This window comes from Mycobacterium bourgelatii (assembly GCF_010723575.1).
Classification (GTDB): Bacteria; Actinomycetota; Actinomycetes; order Mycobacteriales; family Mycobacteriaceae; genus Mycobacterium; species Mycobacterium bourgelatii.
Map to the genome: position 1 here is coordinate 2,862,968 of NZ_BLKZ01000001.1, position 14,011 is coordinate 2,876,978.

General features: G+C 63.6%; 10 protein-coding genes. 7 read left to right on the forward strand and 3 right to left on the reverse strand.

Features of this window, described 5'->3' with window-relative positions; all coding sequences use genetic code 11:
- Positions 1–204: 204 nt before the first annotated feature.
- The 5 genes from G6N68_RS12530 to G6N68_RS12550 all read left to right on the forward strand — a co-directional run bounded on the left by G6N68_RS12530 (position 205) and on the right by G6N68_RS12550 (position 9,162).
- Positions 205–1,227: a TauD/TfdA family dioxygenase gene (locus G6N68_RS12530; RefSeq protein WP_163712322.1), complete on the forward strand. Its 1,023-nt coding sequence runs from the start codon at positions 205–207 to the stop codon at positions 1,225–1,227.
- A gap of 120 nt (positions 1,228–1,347) precedes the next feature.
- Positions 1,348–4,659: an MMPL family transporter gene (locus G6N68_RS12535; protein WP_163712324.1), complete on the forward strand. Its 3,312-nt coding sequence runs from the start codon at positions 1,348–1,350 to the stop codon at positions 4,657–4,659.
- 213 nt (positions 4,660–4,872) lie between these two features.
- Positions 4,873–6,033: an iron-containing alcohol dehydrogenase gene (locus tag G6N68_RS12540; RefSeq protein WP_163712327.1), complete on the forward strand. Its 1,161-nt coding sequence runs from the start codon at positions 4,873–4,875 to the stop codon at positions 6,031–6,033.
- Between the two features lie 281 nt (positions 6,034–6,314).
- The gene (locus G6N68_RS12545) at positions 6,315–7,793 is read left to right on the forward strand and encodes a PE family protein (protein ID WP_163712329.1); all 1,479 of its coding nucleotides are present in this window, start codon (positions 6,315–6,317) and stop codon (positions 7,791–7,793) included.
- A gap of 337 nt (positions 7,794–8,130) precedes the next feature.
- On the forward strand, positions 8,131–9,162 hold the full coding sequence (locus tag G6N68_RS12550; protein WP_163712332.1) for an epoxyqueuosine reductase: 1,032 nt from the start codon (positions 8,131–8,133) through the stop codon (positions 9,160–9,162).
- 10 nt (positions 9,163–9,172) lie between these two features.
- On the opposite strand, the gene G6N68_RS12555 is transcribed toward G6N68_RS12550, so the two are convergent.
- The 3 genes from G6N68_RS12555 to G6N68_RS12565 all read right to left on the reverse strand — a co-directional run bounded on the left by G6N68_RS12555 (position 9,173) and on the right by G6N68_RS12565 (position 11,399).
- Positions 9,173–9,877 (reverse strand): DUF3592 domain-containing protein, encoded by a 705-nt coding sequence (locus G6N68_RS12555; RefSeq protein WP_163712335.1) that lies wholly within the window; start codon positions 9,875–9,877, stop codon positions 9,173–9,175.
- A gap of 220 nt (positions 9,878–10,097) precedes the next feature.
- Complete coding sequence (locus tag G6N68_RS12560) at positions 10,098–10,646, reverse strand: thioredoxin family protein (RefSeq protein WP_163712338.1); 549 nt, start codon at positions 10,644–10,646, stop codon at positions 10,098–10,100.
- Between the two features lie 150 nt (positions 10,647–10,796).
- Positions 10,797–11,399, reverse strand: a complete 603-nt coding sequence (locus G6N68_RS12565) for a cyclic nucleotide-binding domain-containing protein (RefSeq protein WP_163712340.1) — start codon at positions 11,397–11,399, stop codon at positions 10,797–10,799.
- Between the two features lie 158 nt (positions 11,400–11,557).
- Here G6N68_RS12565 and G6N68_RS12570 point away from each other — a divergent pair, with 158 nt between their 5' ends.
- Entirely contained in the window at positions 11,558–13,153 is a 1,596-nt protein-coding gene (locus tag G6N68_RS12570; RefSeq protein WP_163712344.1) for a protein kinase domain-containing protein, read from the forward strand.
- Positions 13,154–13,374: 221 nt separating this feature from the next.
- A complete protein-coding gene (locus tag G6N68_RS12575; protein ID WP_163712347.1) occupies positions 13,375–14,001 on the forward strand; it encodes a M14 family zinc carboxypeptidase in 627 nt (208 codons plus the stop codon).
- Positions 14,002–14,011 lie beyond the last annotated feature (10 nt).

A 14,011-nucleotide genomic window follows, 5' to 3' on the forward strand; every position in this document is an offset into this window, starting at 1 on the left:
CCACAGGCCGCCGAACGTGTGCCCTGTGACCCGCCCAAGCCGCCGGACGGGCCACAGGCCACACGCTCGGCGCCGGGTTGGGTAAGGCGCAAAATGCCAGCTCGCGGGGGCTGACCGGCTTTAAGAGATGTGCAAGAAATGCACAAGTCGGCCAAGTGAGACTCATATCAAGTACCAAAAGCACAACCAAGGGGAGTAACGGGGATGCTCACAACAACCGTCAACGAGACAAATCAGCAGCAGTCGAGTGACGAGGGGGCAGAGATGAAGTCACCGATGCGCCCTCAGCCGGTCGCCGGACCGACGGTGTGGGATGCCGCCAGCCTGGACGCGTGGGACTACATGATCGCGGTCGACCCGCACCAGGCCGAGGCCTGCCTGCGCATCCGCGACGAACTGCGCCGCCGGGGCCGGCGGCTGGACACCATCGAGCCGTCAGATTTCCAGGAGCCGGCGCTCGCGGAGATCGCTCGCGGTATCCGCTACTGCCTGCACCTCGGTCCCGGCTTCGCCGTGCTGCGCGGGCTTTCTTTCGAAGGCTGGACGGATGAGGAAGCGTCGATGCTCTACTGGGGCCTGGGCACCTACCTGGGCGCCCCTCAGCCGCAGAATCGGCAGGGCGACCGCGTCTACCTCGTGCAGGACACCGGCCAGTCGATCGGCGAGGCCCGCGGCTCCAAGACGAACTCGGCACTGATCTTCCACACCGACTCCGCCTGCGCCTACGCCGGCAGCCGCCCCGACGTGCTCGGGCTGCTGTGCCTGCGCAAAGCGGTGTCGGGGGGCGAGTCGCTGATGGTCAGCGGCCACGCCGCATACAACGCGCTGCTCGAGACGTCGCCCGAATTGTTGGAAGAGCTCTACGGCGAATTCTGCTTTGACCGCTCCCACGAGACGGAACCGGGCGAAGACCCGATAACCATGGGATCGGTGTTCACCGACACCGCCGACGGCGTTCAGCTTCGCTACAACCGCTTGCACATCGAACTGGGGCACTACAAGAGCGGTCGGCCGCTCAGCGACCGTCAGCGCCAAGCTCTCGACGCTCTGGACCGCGCCCTGAACGACCCCAGCCGGGCAGTCACCTTCACGCTCCAACCCGGCGACGTGCTGTTTGCGGACAACTACGTGACGCTGCACAACCGGCACGCGTTCGTCGACGCTACCGAGGTTGAGGCGCGGCGCTGCTTGGTCCGGTTGTGGCTGGCTGGCGAGCCGCTCAACTGACGCCCGCCACACCGGGCCATTCGGCAAGAAAGTTCCAAGACGCTCGCGACATGCTTTGCGAGAAGTGCGACGATCTGAAAGGTGCGCGATCAGCGATGACCCGGGGGAAGGGCAACTGACATGTTGAGGCACCTGGCCGCATTCACCGTGCGGCGCCCCGCAGCGGTTCTAATTCTCGTCCTGGTCGTGATAGCCCTGAGCATCGTGCTCGGCGGCTCGGTGTCCGACAAGCTTGGTACCGGCGGAAACACCGACCCGTCGGCGGAATCGTCACAGGCCGACGAGTTCTTGAACCAGCAATTCGGCAATACGGCGAATCTGGTGATTCAACTCCTCCCGCGCGAGGGGAACGTCGAAAGCCCGCAGGTCGCCGCGGTACGCGACCAAGTGCTTCGAGCGATTGCGGCCGAGAAAGATGCCAAGGTCACCAGGTCTTTCGGGGACCAGGGCGCTACCGACCTGCGCAGTAAGGACGGCCGCTCCGGCCTGATGCTGGTGCACGTCGGCGGAACCGGGGACGAGGCCGCCGAAACGGCCAAACGGATCATCGCGGACTTGCCGCACGACCCCAACGTCGACGTGCGCGCGGGCGGCTCCCTCGGTGTGCAGCAGGAGATCCGGGACAAGGTCAAATCGGATCTCAAGACCAGTGAAAGCATCGCTGTGCCGGTGTCACTGGCGGTGCTGGTCATCGTGTTCGGCGGTCTGATCGCGGCACTGCTGCCCGTGGTCGTCGGAGTCGTCTCGATCGTCTCCACCCTGTCGGTGTTGCTGCTCATGACGACGATCACCGACGTGTCGGTGCACGCCCTCACCGTCACCACCGCGTTCGGCCTCGGCCTGTCCATCGACTTCGGACTGTTGATGGTGTCGCGATACCGCGAGGAATGCGCCAACGGCAAAGACCACCATTCGGCGATCATCGCCACCGTCACCACCGCCGGCCGAACGATTTTGTTCAGCGCCGCCACGGTCACCTTGGCGATGATGAGCCTGCTGGTCTTTCCCACTTACTTCCTGCGTTCGGTCGGGTTGGCCGCGACCGCCACCGTCTTGCTGTCGGCGCTGAGCGCGATCATCGTGCTGCCCGCGATGCTTGCCCTACTGGGTAAGCGGGTCGATTCGCTGTCGATCATCCGCCGCAAGACGGCGTTGTCGGCCGATTCGCTGTTCTGGCGCAGGTTCGCCGAGGTGGTGACGCGCCGGCCACTCCTGTATGCGCTACCGGTTGTCGCGGTGCTGCTCGCGTTGGGCATCCCATTCCTCAATGCCCAGTACGCGACCCCTGACGAGCGCGCGCTGCCGACGAATTCGAGTGCGCGCCTGGTGGCCGAGTCACTGCAGCAAGATTTCTCGCTGGATCCCTCGCAGGCGATCTCGCTGGTCACCCGCAACGACCCCGACGCGCTCAAGAGACTTTCCGCGGATGTCTCCCGCATGAACGGGGTCAAGCTGGTCAACGGACCGCTCGGCAGGTACGAGCACGGCCAGTTGGTGGGGGAGCAGCCTGCGGCCGCCGCGTCCGGGCCGGCGTACGCCACCGTTTTCCTGACGGTTCAAGCGGATTCGGACACCGCCCAGGAACTGGTCCGAGACATCCGGAGCAAGATCAGCAATCACCAGGTCGAAGTCGGTGGCCCGACCGCAACACTCATCGACAGTCGCGCCGCGATAGCCGATAGGCTTCCCGTGGCGATCGGCCTGATCGCCGTGTCCACCTTCATATTGCTGTTCCTGTTCACGGGCAGCGTGGTGGTGCCGGTCAAAGCGTTGTCGCTGAATCTTCTTGTGCTAAGCGCCGTTCTGGGGGTGATGGTATGGATCTTCCAAGAGGGCCACTTGGCGTCGGTGCTGGGTGTTTCGCCGGCGCCGCTGAACCCGTCCATGGTCGTGTTGCTGTGCGCCATCGCGTTCAGCCTCTCTGTCGACTATGAGATCTTCTTGCTCTCGCGGATCAAAGAAGCCCGCGATTCGGGGTTGGACAACAACGCATCAACGGTGATCGGGCTGGGTCGGGTTGGCCGGATCGTCACCAGCGCCGCACTGTTGCTGACGATCACCTTGATTTCGTTCGCCAATGGGTTGTCCTTCATGAAGATGTTCGGCATCGGCACGGCGTTAGCCGTCGTGATCGACGCGTCGATCATTCGCGGCGTCGTGGTGCCGGCGTTCCTGCGTGTTGCCGGCGACCTCAACTGGTGGGCGCCGAAACCGTTGCGATGGCTGCACGATCGCATTGGCATCAGCGAAGAGCCGTCCGGGGTCGAGGAAGTCATATCGGCGGTGGAACCGGCAGCGCCGCCCGCGGCTCCACCTGCCGCTCGGCCGGCCGGGGCGCCGGTGGAGGCCCCAGTGTCACCGACGAAAAAGACTGTCGAGGAACCCATTCCGAGCGGCCCCAGCCCGACCGGCAAGCTAACCGAGGTCGAGGTCATCCCTGGTCGGCACCTCGTCGCCAATGTCAAGGGCACGGTTATCGTTGTGGCGCACCGCGATCGGGAGCCGTTGTCGCAGGAATCCTTGGCCGCACAGCAACTGGCGGCTCTCGTAGACATGGTCCGGAACACGAGCCCGCAGAAGTTGGTCACCGCATTCCAGAGGATCGCGCGGGAACCCTGGGATCGCACCATGGTTGACGTCGGGATCATCATGCCCACGTCGACAGGCTTGGAGATCTTGCTGTGTGGTGCCGTCACTGTCACGCTCGACGACGGCGCCGACCGGACCGTGCTGCGCGGGCGCGGACGCCTGGTGCACCGATCCGTACCCACACCCCGGGTGGCCACGGTGATCACCGTCGACGAGTTGGGCCAGCGGTCGCACGCTTCCCCCGGTGTGAGCGGCGTCTTCAAGCTGACCGAAGGAACCGTGCCGGGAGAAGGTGCCGTCCTGTGGTCAACGCCCGCGCGGTCCGCGCCGAAACCCGCTCCACCGGTGTCACCGAACCGACCTTTCAGCCTGGACGTGCGGGCTCGGAACGAATGGACGCCCGAACCTTCAGTGGCGGATTCGGATCATCTGCGGCGATGGGTTGTGCTGGATGACAACTCTCGGTTCGATATCGACCACGACTGCATCATCGGCCGGGACCCGCGCGGGTCCGAAGCTGCGCACCGCGGACTTCGTCCGATCAGCATTGACGATCATGCCGGTGAGATGTCTCGGGCTCACCTGGAGGTCCGAATCGTCAACGGAGACGTGCTCGTTGTCGACTGCCACTCCACCAATGGGGTTTTCATGCGTGAGCCGGACCAGCTGGACTGGACCAGGCTCCAACCGTGGGAGCCTGCGTTGTGGCGCCCGGGCTCATACGTGCAATTAGGTGGGCGCATATTGCGGTTACACGCGTCCAATGGCCAAGTGGCGCAGCGTGGTCCGCGTGTCAATTTGCATCACCACGTGCCGCGGGAGATGTACGAGGGCCGTGCGTAGAGCGGTCCCCGTGTGCAAAGATCCGGCGTATGGCAAACCAGCACACCTGGGCTAATACGGGCGGGGAGCGCCGGGGGTTGACTAGCCAAGGCAAGGGGTAGCCCGGACCCGGCCGTCTAGGCGCGAAGGCCCTAGCGCGCGATCCGAGAGGTCCAGAGAAGTCAGCAATGTGATGATCGGGAAGATGTCCAGAAGAAGACCAGAGGCGAACCGTTGTCGACAGTAATCTCCTTTCCTCGCCACGTCCGGATAGGGGCCGGTGCGCTCCGCGACGTTGCGGACGTGCTCGAAGGCCTGAAGCTGCGTCGTCCACTGCTGGTCACCGACGCGTATTTGACCGCGACCGGTGCGGCGGAGCGGCTGCTCAACCTGCTAAGCGACGCGGGGATGTCGGTTGCTCTTTTCGATCGCACCGTCCCGGACCCCACCACCGCATCGTTAGAGGACGGGCTGGAAGCGGTCCGCGCGCACGGCGCCGATTGCGTCATCGGCTTCGGCGGCGGTAGCCCAATGGATTCCGCGAAAGCGTTGGCCGTGCTGGCACACCAAGGCGGCCCGATGCGAAAGTTTAAGGCGCCGAGCAGCTATGTCGGACCGGCGCTTCCCGTCATCGCGATTCCTACTACGGCAGGAAGCGGCTCGGAGGCAACACAATTCACGGTGATCAGCGACAGCGAGACGAACGAGAAGATGCTGTGCCCGGGTTTGTCGTTCCTGCCTGTCGCTGCGATTGTGGACTTTGAACTCACCATGTCAATGCCGCCGCGGCTCACCGCGGACACCGGTGTCGATGCGCTCACTCACGCGGTCGAGGCGTACGTGAGCCGCAAGGCAAATCCGATCAGCGACGCCTTTGCCCTTTCAGCGATACGGCTGATTTCCCGCAACATCAAGCGTGCCTACCGGGACGGTTCGGATGCGGGGGCACGCGAGGCGATGATGGTCGCCGCCACGCAGGCGGGTATGGCGTTTTCCAATTCGAGCGTCGCCTTGGTGCACGGCATGAGCCGTCCAATCGGCGCACATTTCCACGTGGCCCACGGGTTGTCCAACGCGATGCTCTTTCCTGCAGTGACGGAGTTTTCGGTCCATGGCGCGCAGGGGCGGTACGCCGACTGCGCAAGGGCATACGGCGCGGTCGATGCTCGGGCCAGTGACGATGTTGCGGCTGGCGCGCTGGTGGACGCGCTCGCTCAATTGTGTTCCGAACTCGAGGTTCCCACGCCGCGGTCCTATGGCATCGACAAGCAGGCTTGGGATTCGTTGACTTCCCTGATGGCTCAGCAAGCGCTGGCGTCCGGTTCGCCGGCGAACAACCCGGTGGTCCCGACCGCCGAGCAGATTGAGGCGATCTACGGACGGGTGTACGGGTGAGATTTGGCCCCGTCGGTTGACCGCCACATGTGGGTCGCCGTCCCGAAGGTGGCGAAGAATCCGGTTGAAAACCGTTGCGCTGCAATTGCGAGGTTCGTTCGGTCTAGGCGCTCGCCAGCAAGCCCGTGCAGTAACCACCGAACCTGAAAATCCCCTGTGAATGCGCTGGGCATTTCCGGCGAGTCTGCGGATATTACTTGAAAGTAAGAAACTCGCGAGTAACTTCAGGCAGATCGGGGGGTGACCGGTAGTCATCAAGCAATCAAATCAAGGGGATGCACGTGTCATATGTGATCGCTATGCCCGAACTGATACAGGCCGCGGCCCAGGAGCTGGCGAGTATCCGCGCCTCGGTGACCGAAGCCACCACGGCCGTCTCGCCGTCCACCACGGGGATCGCGGCGGCGGCGCAGGACGAAGTTTCGGGTGCGGTCGCTTCGCTGTTTGGCAATTTCGGCCGCGAATTTCAGGCGCTGAGCACCCAGGCGCAGGCATTTCACCAGCAGTTTGTCGAATTCATCAATGCGGGGGCGAGCGCTTATGTGAACGCCGAATCCGCCAATGCGGCCGCCAGTGGGTTGACGGCTGGCCTCTCAGCGGCGGCCGGAGAGCCAACCGGTTTGATCGCCGGGGTGGAAAGCTTCGCGAGCGCCGTCGCGGGTCCTTACCAAGCGCTCGGCGCCAACACACTTTCCAATCTGCAAGCTATCGGGAGCACGCTGAACACCAACCAGTTCCCCCTGCTGCGCGCGTTCATCAACAACCAGAACGCGTATGCGCAAACCATCGGTGCGTCGATTCAAACCGGCATTCAGAACCTTCCGGCCGAGTTGGCGAATGCGCCCGCGACGATCGAGGCCGGCGTCCAGCAACTGGCGTCCTTCAACCCGGTGCCGTTCGTGCAGGGCTTCATCAACGACCAGATCACGGCCACGCAAACGGTCACCAATGGGCTGCTCGGCGCCGCTCGCGACATCGGCACCGGGGCGCAGGCGCTACCCGCCGGCTTCCAGGCCGCCTTCCAAGATCTGTTGGCGGGCAACAATGTGGCCGCTTACGGGGACATCAACACGGCGCTGGTCAACGGGTTCTTCCCCGGCTTCGACAGCACTACGTCGATTACACCGGACCAGCAAATAGCAACCATCACCATCACACCGCAGGGTCCGCTGGGAGATTTGGCTCCGATCTTCAACATTCCCGGGCAGATGGCGCAGAACTTCACCAATTTGCTGCCCGCCGGATCTATTCCGGCCCAGATGGCGCAGAACGCGACCAATTTGGTTTCTGCCCTTACCAATTTCGGCACGACGCTCACCATCAGCGGTGAGGCGAACCTCAACTTCGGACTCCCACTGCAGTTGGCCCTGGACGCGTTTGGAGCGCCGGTAAATGCCCTGAGTTCGCTCAATTCCAGCGGGGCTGCCCTCGCCAGCGCCCTGCAGAGCGGAAACCTCTCGGCGGCTGCGGTCGCGGTGCTGACCGCACCGGCCAACGTTGCCAACGGGTTCCTCAATGGGACCACCGTCATATCGCTGCCTCCGGCGGTCGTCTCTCTGTTCGGCGTTGGTCTTCCGTCGATAACCAATATCCCGCTCGGTGGGCTGCTCGCTCCGCTCAGTTTGCCCGAGATATTCGTAGACCTCGACGGCACGCTCCTGCCGTTACAACTCTCCGGCAACACCCCGGTAGGTGGGCTCATTCCAGGCCTGCTGAGCTTCGGACCCCAGCTGGCACAAGTGATTACACTCGGCGGGTAGTCGCCGCGTCAGCCCGGTGGGTCGTCTTTTCCGGATGGCGGCAACAGAGCTGGGCCTAATCGTCGTCGTTGGAAGACTCGGTAAGTTCGGGAGCCTTTTCTCGCGTCGCCATCCCGCCCTCGCGGCCATGGTCGACCGGTCCAGGACGACCACCCTTCGGCTCGTTCGTGCTGTCACCGCGGTCATCTGATGCCTTGGCCATCGTGATCCTTTGTATGTCGGGAGCCCATCCTGGTCGTGGGTTCCCCTGGAGTCTCGCGCTTAAGCGTTGAACGTCCACGTCAGGGGGCGGCAGCATGCCGTGCGCTCATGCTGAGTATGGTGTACTATACCCAGCATGACGAACAAGCTTTCCGGCCGACTGGCGGATCACCCCACCGTCCGAAAGGTGCGTTCGCGTCCGACGCGCAAACCCGGGCCGCTGGACGCGGATTGGCTGCGCGAATTGTGCTTGGCGGCCGGTGTCGATGACGTCGCGTTCGCCAGCGTTGACAATCCAGACCTCGCCTCGGAGGTCGAGCATGTCCAGGCCGCACTACCCGGCGCGCGGAGCTACATCTCCCTGGTGGTGAAGATGAACCGGGACAACGTGCGATCGACGGCACGCAGCGTGGCCAACCAGGAATTCCATCGCAGCGGAGAGGTGCTCAATGAAGCAGCCCATCGCATCGTGCGCCAGCTTCAGGACGCTGGTTACCGCGCGCTGAACCCCTCGGCGACTTTCCCGATGGAAATGGACCGATTCCCCGGCCGCATCTGGGTGGTCGCACACAAACCGGTCGCGGTGGCCGCGGGCCTCGGGGTTATGGGTATCCACCGCAACGTGATTCACCCCAAGTTCGGTAACTTTATCCTGCTCGGCACGATCCTGGTGGACGCACCCGTCAGCAGCTACGGCGAGCCGTTGGACTACAGCCCCTGCCTGGAATGCAAGCTGTGCGTCGCGGCCTGCCCGGTCGGCGCGATCGGAAAGAACGGCGAGTTCGACTTCCTCGCCTGCTCCGTACACAACTACCGGGAATTCATGGGCGGCTTCACCGACTGGGTACAGACCATCGCCGACAGCGACGACGCGGCGGATTTCCGTTCGCGGGTCACCGATTCCGAGAACGCCTCGATGTGGCAAAGCCTTGCGTTCAAACCCAACTACAAGGCCGCCTATTGCCTGGCGGTATGCCCCGCCGGTGCGGACGTCATCGAACCCTACCTCGACGACCGCAAGGGCTTCATGGACTTGGTGCTGAAGCCTTTGCAGGACAAGAAGGAGACGTTGTATGTGTTGCCGAATTCGCCGGCCAAGGCGCACGCCGAGCGCCGGTATCCGCATAAACGAGTGAAAGTGGTCGACAGCGGAATCCGTGGGGTATAGATCGCAGCTGCTAGAGGTGATCGGGTCTGCCGCGGCGGCGCTGCGGCGTTTTCTGAGCGCGCACTCCTTGGAAGGCCGCAACACCGCAGAACACGCCGAAAAGCGCTGTCGGAGCGACTAATATCAGGCCGTCATAGCGGAACAGATCGACTCGGGAATCAGCCTCGCTCAGCACCTGCTCGGGATTGCCGGGGTTGTAGGCGATCGTCACCTTCATGCCGACGGGCATGTCGAGGGGACGGTTCTTGAACCCGGCGAGGTACGGGCCGTGGCCCTCATATTGGTGGCCCTGCAATTCGTAGCGATAGACGCGCCAGCTGGGACTTGTTCTGCCACTGCGCTTCCCGTCGTACTTGACGATCGTGGCCGTGGCTTTCGGCCAGTGCTGGTAACGCCAAGTGCTGATGAGCGCATGGAACGGGCTGTGCATCGCCAGCATGTAGCAGCCAATCGCCAGCAGCACCGCGCCTAGCAACAGCGAGACGACCCGCCCCCGCCTGAATCTGGCGGCCTCGCTGGGGCGCAAAACAAGTTGACCATCGTCGTGCTCGTCCGGGTCGGCGGCGGTCAGCCTCGGTGCTTGGAGCAACCCCGGGACCGCGACTGCACTGCCGCGACGGTCGGCCCGTGATCTCCACAGCAGGATGAGGAGGAACAATGGAAATGCGGAGACCATCGCGATAGCGGCGACGGGAAGCAACGAATCAGTCTCCACGATGTCCTAACATTTCGCTTTGTTCGATTTATATTTGCGCCGGTCGCAACCATCTGCTGTGATTCTGCCCGTTGCTTGCGACCGCCAAAACCCCATGTTGGGCAGAACGCTCAGTGCACAACAGTCCGCAGCCCGAAAGCGGAATATCCAATCAGTTATTTCGCGCCGCGCCGCATCGCAAACGAAGAATGCGCGAAACGTGCTAGGCCCTAGGCCGCACTCAACGCCACTTGATGCCGCACCCGATCGAAGGGCGCTGGTCTGGGTTGACCGGCTTTCCGGCAAGGACGGCGTCGACCGCCGCACGCACGTCAGCGCAAGTGACCGGCAGGCCGTTCTTCGGCCGGGAGTCGTCAAGCTGGCCGCGGTAGACGAGGCGTCGCTCGCCGTCGAACACGAAGGTATCGGGCGTGCAGGCCGCCGAGAAGGCACGAGCGACGGCCTGCGTCTCGTCGTAGAGGTAAGGGAACGTCCAGCCTTGGCGACGAGCCTCGGCGACCATCTCGTCGGGCCCGTCCTGCGGGTAGGTGACGACGTCATTGCTGGAAATGCCCACCATCGCGACGCCTTTCTCCTTCAGGTCTCGGCCAAGGGCGGCGAGGCCGGCCGCGACATGCTGCACGTAGGGGCAGTGGTTGCAGATGAAGGTCACGACGAGCGCCGGGCCGGACAGGTCGTCGAGGCTCACGGTGGTGCCGGTGGCCGGCTCGGGTAGCGAGAACGACGGAGCGGGCGTACCGAGGGCGAGCATTGTTGATTCGATGGCCATGTCGGACAGCGTACGTCCGTCTGGTAGCCATTACCGGCTCGCCTGACACGGACAAAGTCATGCGGGCAGCCAAGCACTGGACCGAAGATGCGATCCCGCCGTCGCAAGCAGGGTCTTCGGCCACGACGACACTAGCCTGCCGCTATTTGCCTACGAAGCGCCTTTCTTTTCGAGCCACTGGCTGACGGCCTCTTCGAGTGCGGCCCCGACGCTAACCCCCGCATCGTTAGCGGCTTGCTCGAATCGCTCGACTAAATCGGTTGGTACCGAGGCGCTTAACTTCGAACGCTCGGGCTTCGGCTTCGGCGGCGGGGTGACGGGCGTGTGTCGCGCGGCAGTCGAGTCCATGGTCTCCCGTAGCGCGGGAATCTCGTCGAGCAAGCGGGCTAGGTCGTCGCGCTCGATCCGCAGGAATTCGGCCGGTCCGATCGTCGTTACCGTGGCCGAACGCAATTGCCCTCGGCGCAACGCAGATTCGCCGATTACCTCGCCCGGGCCCACCACCGCTATGCGGGCGTCCCCGACGTATACCCCCGCCTCGCCGCTGAGCAGGATGAAGCACGCGTCGGACGGGGTCTGCTCGCGAATCAGCGGCCATGGCACCGACTGCGAAGAGTGATGCGACGCACCGACGAGACGTTTCAATTCGCCATCGGAGAACTTTTCGAACGCGGGGAAGTTGCGTAACCGGCGGACGTCTTCCTCCCGTCGCCGACGAGTGGCTTCCTCTTGTTCCTTCGTATCGGCGCTCATGGCGGCTCCTGATGTGCGATGGGGTTTGCCATGGTGGAGCCTACGAGCTTTTGCGGCAAAGGGGTAGGAAATGGGGTCAGCCCGCTGCTTTGCAGGGGACTCGACTGCTGCCGTGCGATTCAGTGTGTTAACTGAAGTCCTGCGGGTACGATCCGGACATGCCGCTGGACGCCGGTGAGAGATTCGCTGGCTATACCATCGTGCGATCGCTCGGAGCGGGTGGAATGGGGGAGGTCTACCTGGCTCGTCATCCTCGGCTCCCTCGCTGCGATGCGTTGAAGCTGTTGGGAAGCCAAGTTTCGGCTGACGTCAGCTTTCGCGAACGATTTCTTCGGGAGGCCGACCTCGCGTCGACATTGTGGCATCAGCACATCGTCGGAGTGCACGACCGCGGCGAACACCAGGAGCGGCTGTGGATCTCGATGGACTTTGTCGACGGCGCAGACGCGAGCAAGTTGATGGCCGAGCGCTATCCCGCCGGGATGCCCTTGGAATTGGTAATTGCCATCGTTACCGCTGTCGGCTCAGCCCTGGACTACGCATACAAGCAAGGGCTTCTTCATCGTGATGTCAAACCCGCCAACATTTTGATCACTAACGTCGATGATGCCGACGAACGGCGAATCATGTTGACAGACTTCGGTATTGCCCGAGCTGTTGACGATGTAAGTGGACTGACTGCGACGAACATGACTATCGGCACCGTGGCCTACACCGCGCCCGAGCAGTTGAAGGGCGATGACATTGACGGTCGCGCCGACCAATACTCGCTGGCAGCCACGGCTTACCATCTCCTGACTGGTACCCCACCCTTTGGTGACTCCACGCCCGCGGTGGTGATAGGGCGGCACATCACAATGGATTCGCCACCGCTGGCAAAGAAACGACCCGAACTTGCTCCGCTCGACCCCGTCCTGGCGACGGCCTTGGCCAAAAATCCGAACGAGAGATTCACAAGCTGCAGTGAGTTCGCCCGTAATCTAGCTGCTTATGCATTGACCATCGACGATGCGGCGACGCGGGTGGCGCCGACCATGGAAGCGCCAACTACACCACCAAAGAGAGCGGCGTCTGAGCCAACCCAACGTGCACCGGCCCCGCCGCCGAAGTCGCGTCAGGAGCCGCCACCGCTACCGCCAGGTTGGTACCCCGACCCCAGCGGTAAGCCCGGGACGCTCTACTGGGACGGACGGGTTTGGCGCACCGGCCCGCCTCCGGTGGCGACAGGCCGGCCGGCAACCCTGATCTGGACCGTCTGCATCTGCGCCGCAATAGTCATGGCCACAGCGATCATCGGAGCGATAGTTGTCATCCGCAGCGGGGATGGCAATGGCTCTACCCCTACTGCGGCACCATCGACGTTCACCGTCGGGCCAACGCCGTCTGAGGTGTCTTTGCCCTCGTACACGACGTCAACGCCACCGCTAACTACCACTTACACCACAATGTCGCCGTCAATTGCCACACCGCCACCGCAAACTGGTTATGCCGCAGTCATTGTCGGTACCTGTGACGAGGGCGGCACCTGCGGTGTCCAGCAGCGCATTGCTCCGTACATCAACGCGCCGCCCTTGGTTCCCAATGCGCTGCAGGACGGCATGACCGTGATCGTGGTCTGCCAGACGCTCGGCGACCTGCGCACCAGCGCGGGGCACGCCCCTAGTAACGTTTGGTTCCGGCTGTCCAACGGCGCTTACGTGAGCGCGGTCTACATGAATCTCACGAGGTCCCTCCCGGAATGTTCGTCGCGGTGAAGCTGACGACGAGGGCCGTGATTGTGATCCTGCTTGCAATCGCGACCACCGCCCTCATGATCACTGTGATACGTTGCGGCTCAAAGAGGTCCAATGGACTTGCCGCCGCTCCAGCGGCTCCGGTCACCCCTGCGCCGACGGCTCCGGCAACGACCCCTACGGGAACCGCGGGACCGGGGTCCACACCTTCGTCGGCGGGGAGCGGCGACAGCTGGACGATAGTGGGCACTTCGGTTCAGGGACGACCAATTCGGCTGCTGGCCCTCGGGCACGGGCCCCGCAAGGTGTTGCTCATCGGAGGCATTCACGGCGACGAGACCGAGGGCGCTTACACGATCAGCGAGTTGCCCGGCGCCTTCGCCGAAGCGCGCCTCGGCGACGCCGTCACGCTCTCCGTCGTTGAGGACGCCAACCCGGACGGTCGGGCCGCGGGCACCCGCGAGAACGCGAACAGGGTGGACGTCAACCGGAATTTTCCGGCGTCCAACTTCGACCCCGCGGACCCGTCGAGTGGTCACGCGCCACTGAGCCAGCCGGAGTCACGCGTCGTGCGCGACTTGATAGAGGGCCTGAACCCGGCGCTGGTGATCGCTTTGCACTCCTGGACCGGACGCCAGTTTGTCAACTTCGACGGTCCCGCCGGTGCGCTCGCAGAGCGTTTCGCCGCATCCAGTGGACTGCCTGTGGAAGAGTCGACCGCATTTGCCCCGACGCCGGGCTCTCTAGGGTCTTACGCAGGACGCGACCGCGGGACGCCGGTCCTCACAATCGAGGTATTGAAGGGCTCAAACCCAAAGGCCGTTTGGGATCGGATTCGTGTTGCCCTGCTTGAGATTATCGCGGGCTGATTGACGGCGG

What these genes read in the sequence shown, in the direction of transcription:
- G6N68_RS12530 (WP_163712322.1), top strand. Translation starts at nt 205, where the DNA reads ATGCTCACAACAACCGTCAACGAGACAAATCAGCAGCAGTCGAGTGAC.
- G6N68_RS12535 (WP_163712324.1), top strand. Translation starts at nt 1,348, where the DNA reads ATGTTGAGGCACCTGGCCGCATTCACCGTGCGGCGCCCCGCAGCGGTT.
- G6N68_RS12550 (WP_163712332.1), top strand. Translation starts at nt 8,131, where the DNA reads ATGACGAACAAGCTTTCCGGCCGACTGGCGGATCACCCCACCGTCCGA.
- G6N68_RS12560 (WP_163712338.1), bottom strand. Translation starts at nt 10,646, where the DNA reads ATGGCCATCGAATCAACAATGCTCGCCCTCGGTACGCCCGCTCCGTCG.
- G6N68_RS12565 (WP_163712340.1), bottom strand. Translation starts at nt 11,399, where the DNA reads ATGAGCGCCGATACGAAGGAACAAGAGGAAGCCACTCGTCGGCGACGG.
- G6N68_RS12570 (WP_163712344.1), top strand. Translation starts at nt 11,558, where the DNA reads ATGCCGCTGGACGCCGGTGAGAGATTCGCTGGCTATACCATCGTGCGA.